The following is a 20,981-nucleotide window of genomic DNA, read 5'->3' as shown; positions in this document are numbered from 1 at the left end:
GGTCAGCTCACCAGTCCGGTCATGACGGCCACGGGTACGGAGACGAAGCCCACGACGAGGACCAGGGCGAGGCCATTCGCCAGGGGCTTGAGGACGCGGTCGCGGGCGGCGGTGCCCACGCCGAGGGTCTGTGCGGCGCTCCACAGCCCGTGCCGCACGTGGAGGCCGAGGGCGAGCACGGCGACGATGTAGATGACGTTGCCGTACCAGGTCGAGAAGGTGTCGATGATGTTCTGGTACGGGTGCAGGTGCTGGTAGTTGCCCGGGTGCACGGTGCCGGTCGTCAGGTCGAGGATGTGCCAGACGATGAAGAGGGCGAGGATGACGCCGCCCCAGCGCATGGTGCGGGTCGCGAAGCTCGCCTCGGGCTTCTTGTGCACGTACTTGGTGGGGCGCGCCTTGATGTCGCGGCGGCTGAGCTGGTACGCGGAGGTGGCGTGCGCGACGACCGCGACGACGAGCACCACGCGGACCAGCCAGAGCGTCCACTCGTAGTGCATGAAGGGCTCACCGACGGTGCGCAGCCAGTGGGCGTAGTGGTTGATCTCCTCGGGCCCGAAGAAGATCTTCAGGTTCCCGACCATGTGCGCGACCAGGTAGAGCAGCATGATCAGGCCGCTCACCGCCATCACGGTCTTCTTGCCGATGGTGGAGTCCCACAGCGTGCGGGTCATGGATGGACGTTTGTCCGTCCGCGTTGCCAGAGCCATGCCCGCGACGCTACGGCCGAAAGTCCCGATCAGTCCAAGAGATGGATCAGCTCATCTCCATAGCCCCTGCCTATCACCCGACGTATCGTTCGGATATGCAATTCCAGCAGCTGCACTATTTCGTCGCGGTCGCCGAGACCCGGCACTTCACCCGGGCCGCCGAGGAGGTCCACGTCTCGCAGCCCTCGCTCTCCCAGCAGATCCGCTCCCTGGAGAACGAACTCGGCGCGGAACTGTTCAGCCGTGCCCGCGGCAACATCACCCTCACCGACGCGGGCGAGACGCTGCTTCCGCTGGCCCGCCGGATCCTCGCCGACGCGGACACCGCGCGCATCGAGGTCCAGGAACTGGCGCAGCTGCGCCGCGGCCGCATCCGCCTCGGGGCGACCCCGAGCGTCTGCACGGGCCTGCTCCCCGACGTCCTGCGCGCCTTCCACGACCGCCACCCCGGCATCCAGCTCCTGATCGAGGAGGGCGGCTCCCACGACCTCGTACGCGAACTGGCGCGCGGCGCCCTCGACCTGGCACTCGTCGTCCTACCGCTGCCCTCGCCGTCCCCCGCCCTGACCACCGTGGAGCTGCTGCGCGAGGACCTGGTCGTGGTGTCGGCGCCCACGGCACGCGGCCTCGGCAGGACCGTGCGCATCGCGGACCTCCAGGGCGAGCGCCTCGTGATGTTCCGGCACGGCTACGACCTGCGCGAACTCACCGTCGCCGCGTGCCGGGCCGAGGGGTTCGAGCCGGAGTTCGCGGTCGAGGGCGGCGAGATGGACGCGGTGCTCGGCTTCGTCCGCGCGGGCCTGGGGGTGGCGGTCGTCCCCCGCATGGTCGCGGAACGCGCCGGTTCCGGCCTGCGGATGACTCCCCTGGCGAGGCCGAGCCTGCACCGCACGATCGCCCTGGCCCACCGCAGCGACGTGGCACCGCCTCGCGCGGCGCGGGAACTTCAACGGATGTTGGTGGAACGCTGACCGCTCGCCCCGGGCGGCTCTACATTGGCTCCCCCGGCGGCGGGAGGGGGCGCCCATGCCGAAGGTGCGAGACGCGGCGAGGACGGTGGCGCGGGCCGTCTCGGTGGCGCTGCTGTGCACGGTCGTCGTGGGGTGCGCGGTGTGGGCGTCGGGCTCGTGGGCGGACGCGGCGCGACGGCAAGTCCTCGTGGAGCAGGAGGACATGCTCCAGTACGCGCCGCCGCCCGAGGTTCCTGACCCCGGCTTTCCGCGCGGGCCGCAGGAAGTGGCGCAGCGCCTCCCCGGCCCGGACACCTCGGGGGACATCACCGTCCTCGTCCACCGGGACGGCACGGGCGAGGACTGGCGCGTCACGACCCGCTACCGGCTGCGCCTGCGCGCCGACGACCCGCTCGTCGAAACCCTCAGGACCGATCCGAACCTGATCAACGAGGTCCTCTACGTCGTGCCGGGCGGGTTCGTCTCCGGCCGCGCGGCCGGGATCCTGGACGCCGCCGACGCGTCGGACGACAACCTGGCGGGACTGCCCGAATGGTGCACGGTGAGCCAGCCCGCCGACGGCGGCCGGATCACCGTCACCGCGGAGCGCACCGTCACGACAGGGGCCTCGCAGATCGACTTTCCCCTCGCCGAACCGGTGTCGGACGGCGACGAAGGCCTGGTGCCCCGGCTGCCGGGGCGCTGGACCTGGCGGATCGACGTGCCGCGCGAGTGGGGGCTGCGGACGACTGAGCGCCCCGCCGTGCAGACCGCGCGCTCGGTCCGTCTCCGCCTGACCGAACGGCGTGGCGCCGCCAACGTGGCCGCCCAGATCATCGACTCGGAGCCGCCGGCGGCGGACGCGCGGGCCGTCGAGGAAGCGGTGCCCACGATCGCCTCGCGGCACCAGGCCCTCGTCTCGCTCCTCGCCCTGTTCCTCACCGCGTCGGCCGCCCTCGCCGCGTTCCGGCGCGGGCCGACCCACCCGTCCGGCACGGAGCGGCACCCACGCGCCGTCGTCCTGAGCACCTGTCTCCTCGTGATCGCGGCCGTCGGAGCCCTGGTGTGGGACCTCTACGAGCCGAAGTGGAGCGTGCTCGGCTGGATGTGGGGCTCCGTCCTCGTCGACAGCGCGTCGATGGAGAAGAAGCCGCTGCCCATCGAGACGCACACGCAGGCCGTGCTGCTCGGCACCCTGCTCTTCGCGCTCCCGGTGGTCGCCGCCGCCGTCGGCCACCGCCTTCGCACCTCGCTCCCCCCGCCCGCCGGGCCCGCCCTTGCCGTCGCCGCACCCGCACCCGTGCTCGTCCTGCTCTTCCGCGTCATGGGCGGCCCCGACTGGCAGGCGCCCACCCTGCGGTGCCTGGCGGCTGCCTCGGTCGCCGCGGCGGCCACGTTCGGCCTCCTGCGGCTCCAGCCCTGGTGGCCGGAGGTACGTCACTGGGCCGTGCCGCTCGCCGCCGCGGTCTGGGCCGGGGTGGCGTCGGTCGTCGTCCTGCAGGTCGTGCCCCGAGACCTGTGGCGGGCGACGCCGGGGTTCGACCTGGCGTTCACCCGGCCCGCCCTGGTGGCGAGCTGGCCCGCGGTCTTCCTGCTGCTCGCCCCGTGGGTCGCGGTGCTGCTCCTGCTCGCACGAGAACTCGCCGCGCCCGTACCCGCCACCCGGTGGCGCGGTGCCGCCCTCGGGCTCCTGCTCGTCTGCGCGCTGCTCCCCTGGTGGACACCGCTCAGCGAATCCGTCTACGTCGAACCGCCACCCACCTCGGACCTGTTCCTCCAACTGATGGGGCAGAGTCCGGGAGAGGCGCTGCTGATCGGCATCCGCGTCATGGCCCCCACCCTCCAACTCATCTGGCTGGTCGTCGTCGCCCTCCTCCTGCTCCACCTGCGCGACCGGGGCCGCACCCCGCGCCATTGGCACCCCAGCGCCCGTGCGAGCTGCGTCCTGCTGCTCGTGCTCGCCGCGAGCAGCACCGTGATCGGTGCCCCGGACAGCTGGCTGCCGTACTGGACGACCGGAGCCGCGCTGACCGCGGCCTGGGGCGGCGGGCTCCTGCTGCTGCCGCGCGGGCATGCCGCGCAGGCCGCACGGCTGCACGCGCGCACCGGCGCCACCCACGCCCGCCTGGTCGCCGACCTCGCGCGCGCCCTCCTCTTCGCGGAGGGCCGCCACCGCTTCCTGACCTCCTCGCGGGCGACGCTCGCCGACACCTCGTTGCCCGCGGACACGTGGGACGCCACGTGGCAGAGCCTCAAGGAACCGACGGCGGCGGACGCCGCGCGGGAGACGACGCGGTTGCGGGCCGCCGCGCTCGGTAGTTCGGCGGGCCGTTCCGCCTGGACCAACGGCGGGACGGCCACCGCCGCCACCGCACTGCTCACACTGCCCTGGAGCGTGTGGACCGCGTCGCAGGCGCACGGCTACAGCGGCATCCCCGAAGCGGTCACCGTCGCGGGCGGGCCGACCTGCGTCTGGCTGGCCCACGGCTTCACCTACGGCTACCTCTATCCCTGGCTGCGCGGCAGCAGCCCCGTGGCGAAGGCGGGCTGGATGTGGATCGTCATGTCGACGGTGCAGGTTCTGCTGCTGGTGCCCAAGCTCCAGATGCCCGACGAGTCCACCACCCTGTCGGTGTTCCTGCTGCTCGCCCAGAGCACGGTCATGGCCCTCGGCCTCGGCCTGTACTGGGAGATCCGGCTGGTGCGCAGGGCGGATCTGCTCTGGGGGCACATCCGCAACTTCCGGCGGCTGTCCTCGCTCGCCACTCCGGTCAGCGCCGTCCTGGTGGCGGCGCTCGCCGCGGCGGTGACCGTGCTCGCGACCGCCTGGGCCAACGACGTCACGGCTCCCGTCCAGACGCCGAGCCCCTCCCAGACGCCCTCGCCGTCAGCCAGCAGTCCCCCGTGACGGCAGCTTCCCCGTCACGGGCTCCCGCTCGGTCAGGCAGTACGTCCCGCCCGCCGGGTCCCGCATCACCAGCCAGGCCGCGCCGCGCGCGACGAACTCCGCGCCGTGGCTCTCGTGCCAGGTCCGCACCGCGTCCGTGTCGGAGCAGGCCAGGTCGAGGTGGGCGCCGCCCGGCTCGCCCGGGGTGGCCAGGCGTTGCAGCAGGATGCGGATCGGCAGGGTCGTCGGTGGTCGCAGGGCGTGGAACTCGGGGAGTCTGCTCGCGACGGAGGTCCAGCCGGTGAGTGCCGTCCAGAAGGCGACTTCCGTGTCGAACGCGTCGGGGGCGAGGTCGAGACAGACCTGGTCCAGGCGGGCGGTGGCGCCGTCGGGTCCGGTGACGGGAGCGGGGCGGGACTCCTCCCCGTTCCAGGGCACCAGGCAGAACAGCTGTCCGCCGGGTGACCTGAGCACTTCGAGGTCGTCCTCCGCGAAGACCCGGGCCGCGCCGAGCGCGCGGGCCTGGGACGTGACGGCGGCGAGGTCGTCCACCACGAGGTCCAGGTGCGCGCCGCCGGGCCCGCCCACGGCCTGCGCCTTCAGGAAGGCGTCGCCCCCGCCGTCCGGGAGCAGCGTGACGAACTCGCCGTCCGGGCCCCGGAACGCGGAGAGGCGCGAGCCGGTGACCGCCGCCCAGAAGGCGTACGCCTCGGGGAAGCGGTCACGCGGTCGGTCGATGAAGGCGTACGCCCAGCGGATCACGGCGGCTCAGCCCGTCGCGTCCGCGAGCGCCAGCTCGTGCAGCCGGTCCGGCGGGCCCGGGCGCGCGTAGTACCAGCCCTGGGCGGTGTCGCAGCCCAGCTCCCGCAACTGGTCGGCCTGCGCGCCCGTCTCGACGCCCTCGACCGTGACCGCGAGGTCCAGGCTGTGGGCGAGCGAGACGATGCCCTCGACGATCTTCAGGTCGACGGGGTCGGCGGGGAAGTGCTGCATGCCCTGGGTGAACGAGCGGTCGAGCTTGAGCACGCTCACCGGCAGCCTGCGCAGGTTGGCGAGGTTGGAGTAGCCCGTGCCGAAGTCGTCGAGCGCGATGTCCACGCCCATCTCGGCGAGCCTGCGCAGCGGCTTCAGCAGGTCGTCGTCGGCTCCTATCAGCGCCGACTCGGTGACCTCCAGGCACAGCGCGCCCGGTTCGAGGCCCTCGCGCTCCAGGATGTCGACCGTGTCCGACACCAGGCCGGGATGGGTGAGCTGCATCGGCGAGAGGTTGACGTTGACGCGCAGCGGGCCCGCGTCGCTGTGCCGTGCCTCCCACCGCCGTGCCTGGCGTACGGACTCCTCGAGGACCCAGCGGCCGAGCGGCACGATCAGACCGGTGTGCTCGGCGAGCGGGATGAACCGGTCGGGGCCGATGACGCCGTGCTGCGGGTGCAGCCAGCGCACCAGCGCCTCTGCGCCGCGCACGCTGCCGTCGCCGAGGTGTACGAGCGGCTGGTACTCGATGAAGAACTCGCCGCGTTCCAGGGCGGCGGGCAGCGCGGTGGTCAGGCCGTGCCGGGTGATGGCGCGGGCGTCGGCCTCGGGGTCGGCGAGCTCGTAGCGGTTGCCGCCCGCGGACTTGGCGCGGTACATCGTGATGTCGGCGCTGCGCAGCACCTCCGCGGCGCCGCGCACCCCCGCCGGGCCCTCCACTATGCCGATGCTGCCGCGCACGGTGAGCTCACGCCCTTCGACGCGGATCGGGGCGGCGAGCGCGTTCATGATGCGTCCGGCGAGCTCGTCCACCTCGGTCTCGGTGTCGGGTCCCGTGGTGAGCGCCACGAACTCGTCGCCGCCGAGCCGTGCGACCATCTCGCCGGGCGCGGTGGCACAGGACTGGAGCCGGTCGGCGACCTCGACCAGGAGCCGGTCACCCGCCGCGTGCCCGAGGCTGTCGTTGACCGTCTTGAAGCCGTCGAGGTCGAGGTAGCAGAGCCCGAACCGGGTGTTGCCGCCGACCGCGAGGGCCTTCTCCAGGCGTTCGAAGAACAGCGTGCGGTTGGGCAGTCCGGTGAGCGCGTCGTGCGTCGCCTCGTAGCGCAGCCGGAGGTTGAGCAGCCTGCGCTCGGTGGTGTCCTCCATCAGCGCCAGCTGGTACTGCGGCACCCCGTCGGCGTCGCGCAGCAGGGAGACGGTGAGGTTGGTCCACAGGACCGTGCCGTCGGGGCGGTAGAACGCCTTCTCCACGCGGTAGTGCTCGCGGTCGCCGCGCACCAGCTCCTGGTAGAGGCGCCAGACGTGGGGCGAGTCGTCGGGGTGCGTCCACTCCCCCACGTTGCGCCCGCGCAGGTGGTGTTCGAGGCCGCCGAACATCCGGACGAGGGCGTCGTTGACCTCGAGGACCGTGCCGTCGAGGTCGGCGATGCCGATGCCGATGGCGGCGCCGTGGAAGACCGCGCGGAAGCGTGCCTCGCTCGCGTGCAGGGCCTCGGCGACGGCGCTGCGCGCGCTCAGGGCCGCCCGGGAGATCGCCTCCTGCTCGGCCAGCGTCCGCTCGCGCAGCGCCTGGGCGAAGCCCGCCGCGACAGAGTGCTGGATGCGCGCGGAGCGGGCCCGCAGCTCCTCCTGCGGTCCGTCGGCGCCGCAGTACAGGACCAGATAGGCGTCGACGCAGTCGAGCGTGCGGCTGAGCGCCTCGGGGTCGGTGCAGTGCGTGCCGATGAGCGCGGCGCCGACGGCCTGGCCCTCGGCCGCGTCGAAGACCCGCTCCTGGAGCGCGTCGCGCAACCTGCGGGCGAGCGGCACCAGTTGCTGCTCGAACTCCGGACGGGTCAGCGAGGTGGCCGTCACGGGGAAGATCGCACGGCTCCAGATGGTGGCGAACCTGCGGATTCTTCCCTCAGGTCCGTCCGGCTCGCCGCTCAACGCTTCCGTCCCACGCCCGCGAATCCCGAGAAGGAGTAGGGGTCCTCCTCCTCGGGCGCGGTGTCGGGCCGCCAGTGCGGCATCGGCACCAGGCCGGGTTCCACCATGTCGTATCCCTCGAAGAACCGCGCGATCTCGTCGCGCGAGCGCATGATCAGTGGATTGCGGATGTCCTTGTATACACCGACGGTGTGGCCTGCTTGCTCGGCGGGGACGGGGATCCCTTCGTACGAGGCGTGGGTGACGACGATCAGGCTGCCGGGCGCGAGTGTGTCCCGCAGTTCGGCGACCGCCGCGTATGGATCGTACGCGTCCTCGACGAAGTGCAGAACGGCGACGAGGAGAAGGGCCACCGGGCGCTCCAGGTCGAGGACCGAACCGACTTCCGAACTGCCCAGAATGTCCCGGGGCTTGCGCAGGTCCCCGGCGAGGACGGCGCACCGCTCGTCGCCCTCGAGGACGGCTTTGCTGTGTGCGACGGCGACCGGATCGTGATCCACGTAGACGACGCGGGCGTCCTCGCTCGCCTGCCGCGCCACCTCGTGGACGTTGCCGAACGTCGGGATGCCGGAGCCGATGTCGAGGAACTGGGTGATCCCCTCGCCCACCGCGTGGCGCACCGCGCGGCGCATGAAGGCCCGGTTCGCCTGCATGATCTTGGGGAGTCCCGGCATGAACTCCATCGCCTTGCGGGCCGCCTCCCGGTCCACCTCGAAGTTGTGCGAGCCGCCCAGGTAGTAGTCGTAGATGCGGGAGACGCTGGGCATCGAGATGTCGATGCTCAACGGGGCCCAGGCGGGACGCTCCATCAAGACTCCAAGGCGTAGGGGGGTGGCACAGACGATCCGGTGTTCGAGGGTGAGGCTACTGATCGTCCGCCAAGGGAGCGAGTCAAAACGGAAATTGGCCGTCCGTTCTCGGTCACTGCCTTTGGCAAGTGCCTTATCCCACACCGATAACCGGCCCGCCCCTTCCCTGTGATAAGGGAAAAGACGGGTCGGTCGGTCAGGAGCGGAGCGACGGACGTCGCGCCTATCGGGGCGCGCCGACCGGCTTGCCCTCGGGGCTCGCGGCGTACCAAGTTCCGCCCACGCCTTGACCATTCGTGTCGCCCGGCTTCTTGTCACCGGAGAAGGTGTACAGCGGCCAGCAGTTGATCGTCTGCTGTTTGCCGCCGTCCGGCCGGTTGTAGGTCATGTACCCCTTCTTCTTGATCCCGTCGGTGTCGGACTTGTCCACGGGGGCGACGGCGGGCCACTTCGCGGCGCACGCGCCCACGCAGTTCGACTTGATGGGCCAGGCCGAGTCCTTGGTGAAGCGGTAGACCGTCATGCCGTTCTTGTCGACGACGATCTCTCCGAGTTTCGGGTCCTTGCGGGTGGAAAGTCCCGCCGTGTCGGCGGGCGCCGTACCGGCCGCCGCGGGCGCCGCCTTCTTCCCGTCGGGAGCCGCCGCGTACCAAGTGCCGCCGATGCCCTGCCCCTTGGCGTCGCCCGGCTTCGCGTCCTGCGCGTAGCGGTACATGGGCCAGCCGTCGATGGTGAGCTGCTTGGTGCCGTCGGCCGCGGTGACCTCGCCGAGCAGGGAATCGTCGACGCCCGGCGCCGCCTCGGCCCCGTCGGCGGGCACGGCGGGCCAGGTCTTCAGGCAGGCGGCGTCGCAGTTCGACTTGGGGGGCTGCGCGGAGTCCTTGTCGAAGCGGTAGAGGGTGAAGCCCGCGCTGTCCGTGACGACCTTGCCCAGCTTCTTGCCGTCCCACACCGCGAGTTGCCCCGCGGGCTTCGCCTTGGCGTCGGCGCCCTTGCCCGCGTCGCCCGCGTCCGCTCCATAGCCGTCGTCGGTGCCGTACCCGTTGTCCTTGGCGGGTGCCCCGTTGCCCACGTTCTGCCCGTTGGGCGACTGCTCGCCCTTGTCCTGGCCGCACGCCGTCGTCAGCGCGAGGAGAGCCACGGCTGTCACTGCGAGCGCGGCACTCCGCCGGGCCCGAGGGGTACGCCCTACCATCTGCCGCATCTCTGACTCCCGCTGTCCGCTTGGGTGTTGTGCCGCCGTTGTGCGTCACACATGGCCCTAGGTACGCGCGGGAGCCACCGTCGTGTTCAACCGGTGCACAAGATTCTTCACCCGGCCCCGCGACGGCCGGCACGGGGCGCACGCCGTCAAACCTGTGGGCGCCCCGTCTCCTCCCTTCGGGTCAATCGGGGGCGACTCCGGCGCACCGGGCGCACGCGGAGCCCCATCATCTGCGTCGTGCACGGATCTCCGCGGGCCTTATCGGCCCTAGTCACACGCGTATTGGCACTTCTCGCACTCGCCCTGATGCTCGGCGCGTCGGCGGCCGCGGGCGCGGCACCGAGCGACGCGTGCGCGTACGCCTCGATCACCGAGGGCGGCGCATCGGCCGGGAACGGCGCGGTCGCCGTCGCCGGGGACGGCGTCGCCTGCCGGGCGGGCCCCATCCACCGGCCGAAACCGCCGCCTCCCCCCGCGCCCGCCCCACCACCGTCGAAGCCACCGCAGCGGGCCACTCCCCCGCCACCACCGCCCCCACCTGCACCGAAGCCCCGGGCGCCGCAACCACCACCGACCCCGCCGCCACCGACTCCGCCACCGACGCCCCCTCCCGCGGCGGCCGAGCCCACGCCGAAGCCAACTCCCACGCCCGAGCCGTCCGTTCGCCCCCACGTCCCCGCGTCCCCGGCCCCGCCGCCCGTGACCTATCCGGCGTACCACGCCCCGCCGCGCAAGCATCCGCCCCGCAGCGGCCCGTCCCTCGTCTCGCTCACCCTGCTCATCACGGCACCCGCGGTGCTCGCCGTCGCCGCGCTGCGCCCGCGCTGACCCGCCGGAGGTCTTCATGTCGGAATGGCTTGTTCTCGCCCTCGCGATGGCGGCAGCTTGCGCTGTCGTCCTCACCGTGACGCAGTTGCGGCACCGCAGAACCGGCGCGGACTACGACGCTTCGGAGACTCCGGACGTCATCGAATACATGACCATGATGATCGGCGTCGTCTACGCCATCGTGCTCGGCCTGGCCATCGCGGGCGTCTGGGAGGCGCGCGGTGCCGCCCAGGAGCACGTCAGGGTGGAGGCCCAGTCGCTGCACGAGGTCTCCGAGCGGGCCCGGGTCTATCCCGATGACGTACGGGACCGGATTCGCGCCGATGTCCACGCCTATGTCAGCTATGTCGTGACCACGGAGTGGCACACAATGTCAGCCAAGGGTGAACTCACGGACCGCGGCGCCGAGTTGCTGACCCGCGTACGCCACGATGTCACCGATTACCAGCCGAAATCGGACTTCGAGGCGCAGGCGTACCAGCCGCTGGTGGACCAGGTCGCGGCGGCCGACGACGCGCGCAGCGCACGCGCCGACAGCGCGGGGGCCACGATGCCGGGCGTCGTCTGGTTCGGCCTGATCGCCGGGGGCCTCGTCACCATCGGCATGATCTTCGCGCTGCAGATCCGCCGCACGCGCCGGGAGCTGATCCTCGCCGGGCTCTTCTCGGCCCTGTTCGCCTTCCTGCTCTTCCTCATCTGGGACTTCGACGCGCCGTACAGCCGGGGCATCGCGGCGACGGCCGAACCGTTCCACATGCTGTTTCCGGGGCTCGGAGGCTGAGACGGCGGCGCGGGGAGCCGGTCAGCCGCTCCCCGCGCCGCGCCCGGCGAACCGCAGTTTCCACGGAGTGATCGCCGACTCGGCCTGCACCCGCAGGCTGAGCTTGGACCGGCCGTTCACGCGCTCCTCGAAGGTGATCGGCACTTCGGCGATCCGCAGCCCCGCGCGGACCGCGCGATGGTTCATCTCCACCTGGAAGGAGTAGCCGTTGCTCCGGATCGACGGCAGATCGACCGCCGCGAGGGCCTCGGCACGCCACGCCTTGTATCCGGCCGTCGCGTCCTTGACGCCGAGCCGCAGGATCGCGTTGACGTAGAAGTTCGCCCAGGCGGACAGCGCCCTGCGGTGCCAGGCCCACTCGGTGGCCAGCGCGCCGCCCGCCACGTAGCGCGAGCCGATCACGGCGGCCACGCCGTCGTCGGCGAGCAGCGTGCGCACCATCAGGGGCAGCGCCTCCGCCGGATGCGAGAGGTCGGCGTCCATCTGCACCACCACGTCCGCGCCGTCGGCGAGCGCGCGCGTCATTCCGGCGACATAGGCGCGGCCGAGCCCGTTCTTCTCGCCGCGGTGCAGTACGGAGAGGGTCCCCGCCGACTCCGCGGCGAGCCGGTCCGCGACCTCGCCGGTGCCGTCCGGCGAGCCGTCGTCGACCACGAGGACGTGCAGCCCCGGCAGGCCGAGACCGTCGAGCAGCCCGACCAGGAGGGGCAGGTTCTCCCGTTCGTCGTACGTGGGGACGACCACCACGATCTTCGGCGCGGGAGAGGGCGCGGACGCATCGGCGGGCCGGGACACCTGTGCCACGTTGATCCCCCTGTGTCGGCTGCGCACGGAGGACGGGCCCGCGCACCGACTGCGCGGTCCGGCCCCGGGACGGATCAGACTACGACAGGGTTCCGGCCTGATGACCGGGTGACCGGATGGCCGGATCGCCGGACGGCCGGATGTCCGTGAACCGTGCTGCGCCCGGGCCCCGCACGGCGCACTCTTGTGCCATGGCCTGGCAGACACCGATCGTCGTCCATCCGCCCGCCGCCGACGGCGGCCGACGCGTCACCGTGCGCGGAAGGGACGTCGGCGTCGCCCACGACGACCGTGACCTCGCGGAGTTCCTGCGGCGCGCGGGGCTCGGCGAGGCGGACATCGCGCTCGACGACCCGCACCTCGTCGAGTGGCGCGGGGGCCCGCACGCGTGGGGGACCCCGGGCGGCTGAGCCACTCCCCCGAAGCCGGTATCCGATTTGCCGCACTCGCCCCGATTGCTATCGTTTTCCGCGAGCCGACGGAACGGGGACACGCGTGGAGCGGGTGCGGCTGGCCTCCGGGCCACTGGACTGGTCGCTGGTCGACGGTGCGGTTCCGCTCGTCGTCCGGATCCTGGGCGCCCTGGCGCTCGCCGCCCTCCTCTTCTCCCGCGACCGCCGCTGGTGGACGAAGCTCCTCCCGATCGCCGTGGTCGTGGCGGCGCTCCTGACCCTCCTGGTCGAGCTCACCGTCGACGACTGGTGGCAGCCGTTCCCCGACGAGCTGCCCTCGGACGTCGTGGTGTGGATCGGCGTCGCGATCCTCGGCGTATGCCTGATGCTCTGCCGGATGCCGACGCTGCGCCGGCGCGGCCGTCTCGGCGCGCTCGTCGCGGGGCTGCTCGTGGTGGTGCTCGGACTCTCCGAGGTCAACATCCACTACGACAACTACCCGACGGCGCGGACCATGCTCGGCCCGCAGGACACCGTGAGCCTCAAGGACGCCACCGGCAAGAAGACCGCCCTGCTCGACGTGCCGAAGGGCAAGGCGCTGTCCGAGGTGTGGCAGGCGCCCGCGGACCTGCCCGCCAAGGGCACCGTGTCGACCGCCTCGATCCCCGGCACGACGTCGGGCTTCAAGGCTCGTGACGCGTACGTCTACCTGCCGCCCGCCTACCGCGCCTCGCCCCGGCCTCCGCTGCCCGTGCTCGTCCTGATGGCAGGTCAGCCCGGCGCCCCGCAGGACTGGATCACCTCGGGCCAGCTGCCGGACATGATGGACGACTTCGCCGCGGACCACGCGGGGCTGGCGCCGATCGTCCTGGTGGTCGACCCGCTGGGCTCCTCCTTCGACAATCCGCTGTGCATGGACTCCAAGCTCGGCAAGGTCCAGACGTATCTCGCCGACGACGTCCCCGCCTGGGCGGCGGCGCACTTGCAGACGGCCGAGGGCCGGACCCACTGGGCGGTGTCCGGGCTCTCCAACGGAGGCACCTGCGCCCTGCAGCTGGCGGTGAACGCCCCCGGGCGCTACGGCGTCTTCCTCGACATCTCCGGCCAGGACGAGCCCACGCTCGGCAGCCGCAAGCAGACCGTGGACGCGGCCTTCGGCGGCGACGAGGCCGCGTTCGAGAAGGTCAACCCGGTGGACGTGATGGCGCGCGAGAAGTTCCCCGACACCGCGGGCATGTTCGTCGCGGGCACCGACGACTCGACGTACCGGCCGCAGGCGCACAAGGTCTACGAGGCGGCGAAGAAGGCGGGGATGAAGGCCGGGCTCGTCGAGCTGCCGGGCGGTCACAGCTGGCAGGTCTGGCGCCCGGGACTGGGGAAGCAGCTCCCCTGGCTGGCCTCCCGCCTGGGCCTGACCCCGTAGCCGCCCGCACCGGTGGCCCCGTAGCCCTCCGCACCGGACAGAACCGGCGCCACGCCGTCCCGTTCCCCCGCCTGGCGGACAGGAATGCCCCGTTCGCCCTACACCGATCGCGAGGGGGTGCGTCCGTACTTACCGTTTCCGGCATCGAGGTGCATTTCAGGTGAATGCGGAAGTAGGTCCGCGACTGCTCCTCGGGGACCCGGAGGATCCACCATGCGCGCGATACGCGTCGCCTCGGCCGCTCTGCTCACCGCCACCGCCCTGACCCTCACGGCCCCGACCGCGACCGCGGCCGTGGCGGGCGACGACACGAACAACAACATCACGTCGTTCGGCTTCCGCGTGACCCCCTCGACGATCGCCGCCGGCGGCCAGGTCACGCTGAGCGTGGACAGCTGCGACGGCGACACCAAGGTCACCTCCGGCATCTTCGACGACGCCACCATCCCCAAGGGCCAGCAGTCCACCACCGCGTCGGTGTTCTGGGACGCCAAGCCGGGCGCGATGTACGAGGTGACGTTCGACTGCAAGGGCGAGACCGGCAAGACGGACCTGACCATCGCCACGGGACGCCCGGACAACGGCACCACCCACAAGGGCGTCAAGGCCGGTATCGGCGGCAGCCTCGGCGGGCTCGACCTCCACGAGATCGCCCTCGGCAGCGCCCTGATCCTGGGCGCGCTCGGCACCGCGTACTACAAGACGCGCCGCCGCACGGGCGAGGACAACTCCTGACCGACCCCCGCTCCACCGCACCACCCGCAGCGCCCCCGGGACGTCTCCAGATCCCGGGGGCGCGGCGGTGTCACGCGAGGGGCGGGGCGCGGCGCGGAAGGGGGTCGCGCGGGCCCGCCCCGTGACTCAGATCCGGTTCTCGGTCCTGCGGCGCATCCAGAACACCCCGCCGCCGATGACGGCCGCGGCCACGAGCGCGCCGCCGATCGCCATGTCGGTCCTCGTCGCCCCGTCGGTGGTGCTGCCGCCGACGCCACCACGCACGCCGCCGTGGATGACCGTGAAGGCGGACGGACGGGTGAGCGTCTTGCCGCCGCAGTGGGCGGTGATGTCGTAGGCACCCGGCTGGGCGTTGGCGTGGACGACGGCGGTCGCGCTGGCCGTGCTGCCGCCCGGGATGGACTGGAGGTTGGTGTCGGGGAAGGCCGGGGAGGTGACCTTGCCGCCGGACTGGCAGGACGAGCCGTCGACCGTGACCGTCAGGTGCCCGCCCTTCGGGATGACGCTGGGCATCGCCACGATGTTGGTCGGGTCGGCCCAGGCGGACGCGGTCGGAGCGGCGAGCCCGACGACCGCGCCTGCCGCGGCGGCGACCGCGAGGGCACGAGTGGTGCGCATACGAGAAGTACGCATGGGAATCCTCCGCGGAAGACGCCCCGGGGATACCGTCCCCGGTCGATCGGCGAGAGCGCCTCCCAGACAGACCCTCAGATGCCGTGCGCGGGGCCGCATTTCGGGGATCGGCCGTACCGGTGAGACGACACGCCGGGCGGCATCCTCACGAGCCGACATCGCCGCAGGTCACGGACCGTCAGAAATTTCCTCCCCGGCGCGGACCCGGATGGCGCACCCGCCCGGTCCGCCACCCGTTCGCGCCCGCCCTTTCGCACACCTCGCGCACCGCGCTTAGCGTTCTCGTACGCGCTACGGACGCGGCTCTCACGCCGCGTTGAGAGGGGATAGAGAATGCCTTCGTCCCATCCGGCCGACGATTTCGAATTCCAGGATTTCCAGGATTTCCACGAGGGCGAAAAGCAGAAGAAGCGCGCCCCCTGGGGCGTCATGGCGCTCGTCCTGCTGACCGGCCTCGCGCTGATCCGCAACGGTTCCGGCGAGTTCGACGTGGGCCCGCCGCAGCCCGCTTCGGCCGCCGCCGCCGACGCGGCTCCCGACGCCGCGGGCCGTGGCGCCCCCGCGCCCCTGGCGTTCTCGCCCGCCGAGCGGGTGCGGATCAAGGGCATCCAGGTGGACGCCCCGATCATGCCGGTGGGCCTGGACTCCGACGGCTGGGTGGACGCGCCGCCGCCCGAGGACCCGAACCTCGCGGGCTGGTTCACCGGCGCGGTGTCACCGGGTGAGAAGGGCACGGCCGTGGTGGTCGGGCACGTGGACAACCAGCAGGGACCCGCCGTCTTCTACGGCCTCGGTTCCCTGAAGAAGGGCAATCACGTCGAGGTGCGGCGCAAGGACAAGAAGACCGCGATCTTCCAGATCTACGGCATCGAGGTGTTCGAGAAGGAGAATTTCCCGGGAAAGCGCGTGTACGGGAACAGCGGAACTCCCGAATTGCGGGTCATCACCTGCGGCGGCGGATTCTCCAAGCAGGCCGGGTACGACGGGAACGTGGTGGTGTTCGCCCGCCTGATCGCCGTGCGCTGACCCCGGACGGGCGCGGGCGGTCCCGGCGGGCGAACACCCGGCTCACAGCGCGTAGCGGCTCGGCAGGGTGATGCGGTAACCGGAGTCGAGCAGCTCCGGCAGATAGGTGCGCAGCGCGTCGACGCTCCCCGAGCGGTTGCCGCCCGCGTCGTGCGAGAGCACCACGACGCCGGGCGCGGCCCCCGCCCGCACCCGGCGCACGATGGTCGGCGCGCCCGGCTCGGTCCAGTCCAGGGTGTCGACGGTCCAGGCGAGCGGCTCCATGCCCAGTGCGGCGCCGAGCTGGAAGGCGTTGCGGTTCCAGGCTCCGTAGGGGGCGCGGAACCAGGCGGGGGGTTCGCCGGTCGCGTCCTCGATGACGTCGCAGGTGCGTTCCATCTGCTCGCGCATCGCGGCTCTGCCCAGGCGCGGCAGCAGCGGATGGCTCCAGGTGTGGTTGCCGATCAGGTGCCCGTCGTCGGCCATCTCGCGCAGCAGGTCCTTGTTGTCGACGGCCATCTCGCCGCAGACGAAGAACATCGCGCGTACGTCGTGCCTGCGCAGCGTCCGCAGGATGTGCGGCGTGTAGCGGGGATCGGGCCCGTCGTCGAAGGTCAGCACCATCGAGCGCCCGCCTCCCTTGAGGCGCAGGATCGGCTCCTTGCGCACCCGTGGCAGGGCACGCGCGGCTCGCGCGGGGCCTGGGCCCGCCATGGGCTGGAGGCGGTACGCGGAGGGCTTGAGGACGCGGGCCGCGGGAGGCCCCGCCGCGGGCGCTCCACCGGGCCCTGTGGGGCTCGGGGCGGCCGGGCGTGCCGTGCCCGCGCAGCCCGCGGTCGCGGCCAGACCGATGAGCGCGGCGGCGCGGAGCAACGCCCGCCGCCCTGGAGTCAGCTGATCGTCTTTCATGACTAATCCGTCGCATGGCCGAAGGCCCGGGCGGCACACCAACACCGGGGCGACCCCCGAAAGCACCCGAACAGACGCGGCGACGGCGGGCGTCCGCGCCGTCAGGTGCGGCGTACGAGCGGGAAGGGCAGCGTCTCGCGGATGGTCAGGCCGGTGAGGAACATGACGAGCCGGTCGACGCCGATGCCGAGGCCACCGGTGGGCGGCATGGCGTATTCGAGGGCGTCGAGGAAGTCCTCGTCGAGCTCCATGGCCTCCGGGTCTCCGCCCGCGGCGAGCAGCGACTGGGCGGTCAGGCGCCGCCGCTGCTCCACGGGGTCGGTCAACTCCGAGTAGGCGGTGCCCAGTTCGGTGCCGAAGGCGACGAGGTCCCAGCGCTCGGCGAGGCGCGGGTCGTCGCGGTGCTGGCGGGTGAGCGGGGAGACGTCGGTCGGGAAGTCCTTGTAGAAGGTGGGCAGCGTCGTGCGCTCCTCGACGAGCCGCTCGTACATCTCCAGGACGACGTCGCCGCGCCCGTCGTCCGGCGTGTACGGCACGTCGGCCCGGTCGCAGAGCCGGTGCAGCGCGGGCAGCGGGGTGTCGGCGTCGACCGCGTCGCCGAGTGCCTCGGAGATCGCTCCGTAGACGGTCTTGACCGGCCAGGGGCCTGAGATGTCATGCGCGACGAGCTTGCCGTCGGCGTCAGTCTTGTGGGCGATTGCGCTGCCGAAGGCGGCGGTCGCCGCGCCCTGGATGAGCTCGCGGGTGAGGTCGAGCATCACGTCGTAGTCGGCGAACGCCTGGTAGGCCTCCAGCATCGTGAACTCGGGGTTGTGCTTGTAGGAGACGCCTTCGTTGCGGAAGGTGCGGCCCATCTCGAAGACCTTCTCCATGCCGCCGACGCAGAGCCGCTTGAGGTAGAGCTCGGGGGCGATGCGCAGGTACAGGTCGAGGTCGTAGGCGTTGATGTGGGTGGTGAAGGGCCGGGCGTTGGCGCCGCCGTGGATCTGCTGGAGCATCGGCGTCTCGACCTCCAGATAGCCGCGGTCGAGCAGGCCCTGGCGCAGGGCCTGGACGGCGGTGGAGCGGGCGCGGACCACGTCGCGCGCGGCCGGGCTCGCGACCAGGTCGAGGTAGCGGCGGCGCACCTTGGCCTCGGGGTCGGTCAGGCCCCGGTACTTGTCGGGCAGCGGGCGCAGGCACTTGCCGGTGAGCAGCCAGTCGGTGACGAAGACGGTGAGTTCGCCCTTGTCGCTGGTGCCGACCGTGCCGGTGGCCGTGATGTGGTCGCCGATGTCGGTGCCGGTGGTGAAGCGGTCGAGCACGTCGGGGCCCGCGGTGTCGCGCGAGAAGGCCAGTTGGAGGTCGCCCGACCAGTCGCGCAGCACGGCGAAGACGACGCCGCCGAAGTCGCGTACGAGCATGACGCGTCCCGCGACCCTGACCTGATCCCCCGTCATATCGCTGGAGACATCGGCCAGTTCATGGGTGCGCTCGGCCAGACCCACCGGGTAGGGGTCGACGCCAGCGGCGCGCAGGTCCGCCAGCTTGCGGTGCCGGACGCGGATCTGATCGGGGAGGTCGGCCGCGGGGTCGGCGTCGGCGTCGGCTCCTCCCCCCGCGAGGCCGAGCGCCGCGATCGAGGGGAGGCCCTCGGTGGTGGCGGGCTGGGTGACTCCTCGGGGCTTGTGATGTCCCTTGCCCCAGAGCTTGCGCAGCGACGGCACGGAGACGAAGCCCTCGGCGATGCCGGAGGCCAGGCTGATGCGGGCCAGCGCGCCGCTGTCGCCGTAGCAGATGAAGCGCGGGTACCACTCCGGGTGGTACTTGGCGTTGGAGCGGTAGAGCGCCTCCAGCTGCCACCACTTGGAGAAGAACAGGAGCAGCTTGCGCCACAGCCGCAGGACGGGGCCCGCGCCGATCCGGCCGCCCTCCTCGAAGACCGAGCGGAACACCGCGAAGTTCAGGGAGATGCGGCGCACGCCGGACTTCGGGGCGGCGGCGCACAGCTCGGCGACCATGAACTCCATGACGCCGTTGGGCGCGGAGCGGTCGCGGCGCATCAGGTCCAGCGAGATGCCGTCCCTGCCCCAGGGCACGAGGGAGAGCAGCGCGAGGAGCTTGCCGTCGGCGTCGAGCGCCTCGACGAGGAGGCAGTCGCCGTCCTCGGGGTCGCCGAGCCGGTCGAGCGCCATGGAGAAGCCGCGTTCGGTCTCGGTGTCCCGCCAGGCGTCGGCCTTGTCGATGATCTCCTCCATCTCCTCGTCGGTGAGGGTGGAGTGGCGGCGGATGCGGGTGGTGGCGCCGGTGCGGCGGACGCGGTTCACCGCCTGGCGCGTGACCCGCATGTCGCGGCCGTCCAGGTCGAATCCCGCGACGTGCAGGATCGCCTCGTCGCCGAGCTGGAGCGCGCCGAGTCCCGCACGGGCGTAGGCGGTGGCGCCGTCCTCGGACGCGCCCATGACGGCGGGCTGCCAGGCGTAGCGCCTCGCCACGTCGAGCCAGGCGCCGATCGCGTGCGGCCATCCCTCGCGGTCGCCGACCGGGTCGCCGCTCGCCAGGCAGACACCGGCCTCGACGCGGTAGGTGACGGCCGCCTTGCCGCTGGGCGAGAAGACCACGGCCTTGTCGCGCCGGGTCGCGAAGTAGCCGAGCGAGTCCTGTGCGCCGTACGCGCCGAGCAGGGCTCGGATGCGGGGTTCCTCGTCGCCGTGCAGCGCCGCTTCCATGCGCTGGGAGCGGAAGAGCGTCGCTGCGGCGTTCAGGAGCGCGAGCGCGCCGAAGAGGCCGAGCCAGAAGTGGAGGCCGCGCGGCGGGGTGCCGTCGAAGTAGTCGTGGCCGTGGAGCAGACCGCCGCAGACCCGGTTGGCCGCCCAGAGCAGCCGCTCGCCGCGCGGCAGCGTGCCGGGGAAGAGCTCGACCAGGCCCCAGCCGACCAGGATCGCGATGCCGAGGCCCGCGGCGAGGACGGCGATGGCCCGCCAGACGGCGCCGCGCCGCGAGTCCGCGGAGAACTCGCCCCGGGCCAGGATCAGCAGGACGAAGGCGACGCCGCAGATGACGAAGGACGGCAGCGACTCGGCCCAGTAGCCGAGGGCGGCGCCGAGCACGTCGAAGGCGAGCAGCAGGCCCAGATAGCTGACGACGAGCCACCAGGCGACCTTCTTGCGGGCGGCCGTGGCGGCGGCGAGCAGGAAGAGGAAGACGGCGTACGCGAGGTTCGCGCTGACCGGGACCGTGATGAGGTCCAGGAAGCGGATGACGGGGAGCAGCAGCCGCCGCAGCGGGGCGATGACGGCGAGGACCGCGCAGAAGACGCCGAGCGTGCCGAAGAAGGCGGCGAAGACTTCGGGGACGCGGCTCAGGAATCCGCCGCGCGGGGATATCCGCCCGCCGACGTCGGGCTCCTCCGTGCTGACCGTCATGTCACGACTCTAGGAAGTCCGGCGCGTCCCCGCCCGTCGAGCCGGACCCTGGATTTGCACTCCGTGGCCCGCCTGCCCTCAACAGGAAAGCGAGCCTCCGTTAACCTCTCGGCGTGAGCGAAGACCAGTCCCACCAGTTCGAACGCGGCACCGACGGGCCGAAGGTGATCGTCGTCGGAGTCGACGGCTCCGATTCGTCGCTCCGTGCGGCGGCATATGCCGGGGGCCTTGCCCGGCGCCAGCGGGCGCTGCTCGCCGTGGTGTACATCCAGCCGGTGATGGCGGCCGGGGCCGCGCTCGGCGCCCCGGTCGCGGAGACCACCGACGAGATCGCCGAGGGGCTGATCACGGAGATCCGTGACGCGGCCGAGCGGGTGAAGGACATATTCGACGTGCGCTGGGAGTTCCACACCTTCCGCGGCGACCCCTACAGCGGCCTGGTCACCGCGGCCGACGACCTGAAGGCGGACGCCGTGGTCGTGGGCGCCTCCGAGCAGGCGGGGCACCGCATCGTCGGCTCCGTCGCCGTACGTCTGGTGAAGGCGGGCCGCTGGCCGGTCACCGTCGTCCCCTGACCGCGCTGGTGTGGCGTCTTCCTTCGCG

18 protein-coding genes are annotated in these 20,981 nt (G+C 72.1%); 9 read left to right on the top strand and 9 right to left on the bottom strand.

Features of this window, described 5'->3' with window-relative positions:
- Positions 1-2: 2 nt before the first annotated feature.
- Positions 3-710 (bottom strand): succinate dehydrogenase, encoded by a 708-nt coding sequence (locus KY5_RS37620; protein WP_098246398.1) that lies wholly within the window; start codon positions 708-710, stop codon positions 3-5.
- A gap of 95 nt (positions 711-805) precedes the next feature.
- On the opposite strand from KY5_RS37620, the gene KY5_RS37615 reads away from it, so the two are divergent.
- Both KY5_RS37615 and KY5_RS37610 read left to right on the top strand, forming a co-directional pair.
- Positions 806-1,681 carry a LysR family transcriptional regulator gene (locus tag KY5_RS37615; RefSeq protein ID WP_098246397.1) on the top strand — a complete coding sequence of 292 codons (876 nt, stop codon included), beginning with the start codon at positions 806-808 and terminating at the stop codon, positions 1,679-1,681.
- 55 nt (positions 1,682-1,736) lie between these two features.
- Positions 1,737-4,568, top strand: a complete 2,832-nt coding sequence (locus tag KY5_RS37610; RefSeq protein WP_098246396.1) for a hypothetical protein — start codon at positions 1,737-1,739, stop codon at positions 4,566-4,568.
- On the opposite strand, the gene KY5_RS37605 is transcribed toward KY5_RS37610, so the two are convergent.
- The 4 genes from KY5_RS37605 to KY5_RS37590 form a co-directional block, all read right to left on the bottom strand.
- Positions 4,548-5,309: a VOC family protein gene (locus tag KY5_RS37605; protein WP_098246395.1), complete on the bottom strand. Its 762-nt coding sequence runs from the start codon at positions 5,307-5,309 to the stop codon at positions 4,548-4,550. The two genes, KY5_RS37610 and KY5_RS37605, sit on opposite strands and share 21 nt — an antisense overlap.
- A gap of 6 nt (positions 5,310-5,315) precedes the next feature.
- On the bottom strand, positions 5,316-7,451 hold the full coding sequence (locus tag KY5_RS37600) for a putative bifunctional diguanylate cyclase/phosphodiesterase (protein ID WP_098246394.1): 2,136 nt from the start codon (positions 7,449-7,451) through the stop codon (positions 5,316-5,318).
- A complete protein-coding gene (locus KY5_RS37595; protein WP_098246393.1) occupies positions 7,448-8,260 on the bottom strand; it encodes an SAM-dependent methyltransferase in 813 nt (270 codons plus the stop codon). The genes KY5_RS37600 and KY5_RS37595 overlap by 4 nt, the downstream gene beginning before the upstream one ends.
- Positions 8,261-8,483: 223 nt before the next feature.
- Entirely contained in the window at positions 8,484-9,455 is a 972-nt protein-coding gene (locus tag KY5_RS37590) for an SCO0930 family lipoprotein (RefSeq protein WP_098247739.1), read from the bottom strand.
- A 291-nt stretch (positions 9,456-9,746) separates the two neighbouring features.
- Between KY5_RS37590 and KY5_RS42000 the strand changes: the two genes are divergently transcribed.
- Together KY5_RS42000 and KY5_RS37580 are read left to right on the top strand one after the other, a co-directional pair.
- A complete protein-coding gene (locus tag KY5_RS42000) occupies positions 9,747-10,292 on the top strand; it encodes a hypothetical protein (RefSeq protein WP_234363287.1) in 546 nt (181 codons plus the stop codon).
- Positions 10,293-10,308: 16 nt separating this feature from the next.
- Positions 10,309-11,073: a DUF4239 domain-containing protein gene (locus KY5_RS37580; RefSeq protein ID WP_098246392.1), complete on the top strand. Its 765-nt coding sequence runs from the start codon at positions 10,309-10,311 to the stop codon at positions 11,071-11,073.
- A gap of 21 nt (positions 11,074-11,094) precedes the next feature.
- Here KY5_RS37580 and KY5_RS37575 read toward each other — a convergent pair whose 3' ends face one another.
- On the bottom strand, positions 11,095-11,877 hold the full coding sequence (locus KY5_RS37575) for a polyprenol monophosphomannose synthase (RefSeq protein ID WP_234363057.1): 783 nt from the start codon (positions 11,875-11,877) through the stop codon (positions 11,095-11,097).
- Positions 11,878-12,068: 191 nt separating this feature from the next.
- On the opposite strand from KY5_RS37575, the gene KY5_RS37570 reads away from it, so the two are divergent.
- From KY5_RS37570 to KY5_RS37560, 3 genes are all read left to right on the top strand, one after another.
- Positions 12,069-12,287, top strand: coding sequence for a hypothetical protein (locus KY5_RS37570; RefSeq protein WP_098246390.1), 219 nt, complete (start codon positions 12,069-12,071; stop codon positions 12,285-12,287).
- Between the two features lie 85 nt (positions 12,288-12,372).
- Positions 12,373-13,692, top strand: coding sequence for an alpha/beta hydrolase (locus KY5_RS37565; RefSeq protein WP_199843415.1), 1,320 nt, complete (start codon positions 12,373-12,375; stop codon positions 13,690-13,692).
- Between the two features lie 213 nt (positions 13,693-13,905).
- Positions 13,906-14,427: a hypothetical protein gene (locus KY5_RS37560; RefSeq protein WP_098246389.1), complete on the top strand. Its 522-nt coding sequence runs from the start codon at positions 13,906-13,908 to the stop codon at positions 14,425-14,427.
- Positions 14,428-14,553: 126 nt separating this feature from the next.
- On the opposite strand, the gene KY5_RS37555 is transcribed toward KY5_RS37560, so the two are convergent.
- The gene (locus tag KY5_RS37555; protein ID WP_098246388.1) at positions 14,554-15,045 is read right to left on the bottom strand and encodes a hypothetical protein; all 492 of its coding nucleotides are present in this window, start codon (positions 15,043-15,045) and stop codon (positions 14,554-14,556) included.
- A 444-nt stretch (positions 15,046-15,489) separates the two neighbouring features.
- On the opposite strand from KY5_RS37555, the gene KY5_RS37550 reads away from it, so the two are divergent.
- Complete coding sequence (locus KY5_RS37550; RefSeq protein ID WP_199843703.1) at positions 15,490-16,086, top strand: class F sortase; 597 nt, start codon at positions 15,490-15,492, stop codon at positions 16,084-16,086.
- A 42-nt stretch (positions 16,087-16,128) separates the two neighbouring features.
- Here the strand turns inward: KY5_RS37550 and KY5_RS37545 are convergent, their stop codons facing one another.
- Entirely contained in the window at positions 16,129-16,974 is an 846-nt protein-coding gene (locus KY5_RS37545) for a polysaccharide deacetylase family protein (RefSeq protein WP_098246386.1), read from the bottom strand.
- 101 nt (positions 16,975-17,075) lie between these two features.
- The gene (gene lysX / locus KY5_RS37540) at positions 17,076-20,378 is read right to left on the bottom strand and encodes a bifunctional lysylphosphatidylglycerol synthetase/lysine--tRNA ligase LysX (RefSeq protein WP_098246385.1); all 3,303 of its coding nucleotides are present in this window, start codon (positions 20,376-20,378) and stop codon (positions 17,076-17,078) included.
- Positions 20,379-20,491: 113 nt separating this feature from the next.
- Between lysX and KY5_RS37535 the strand changes: the two genes are divergently transcribed.
- A complete protein-coding gene (locus tag KY5_RS37535; protein WP_098246384.1) occupies positions 20,492-20,953 on the top strand; it encodes a universal stress protein in 462 nt (153 codons plus the stop codon).
- The last annotated feature ends 28 nt before the right edge of the window (positions 20,954-20,981 follow it).

Origin of the sequence: Streptomyces formicae (assembly GCF_002556545.1) — a bacterium.
GTDB lineage: Bacteria > Actinomycetota > Actinomycetes > Streptomycetales > Streptomycetaceae > Streptomyces > Streptomyces formicae_A.
Note: the sequence above shows the minus strand (reverse complement) of the source record. Positions and strands in the feature narration are given on the sequence as shown.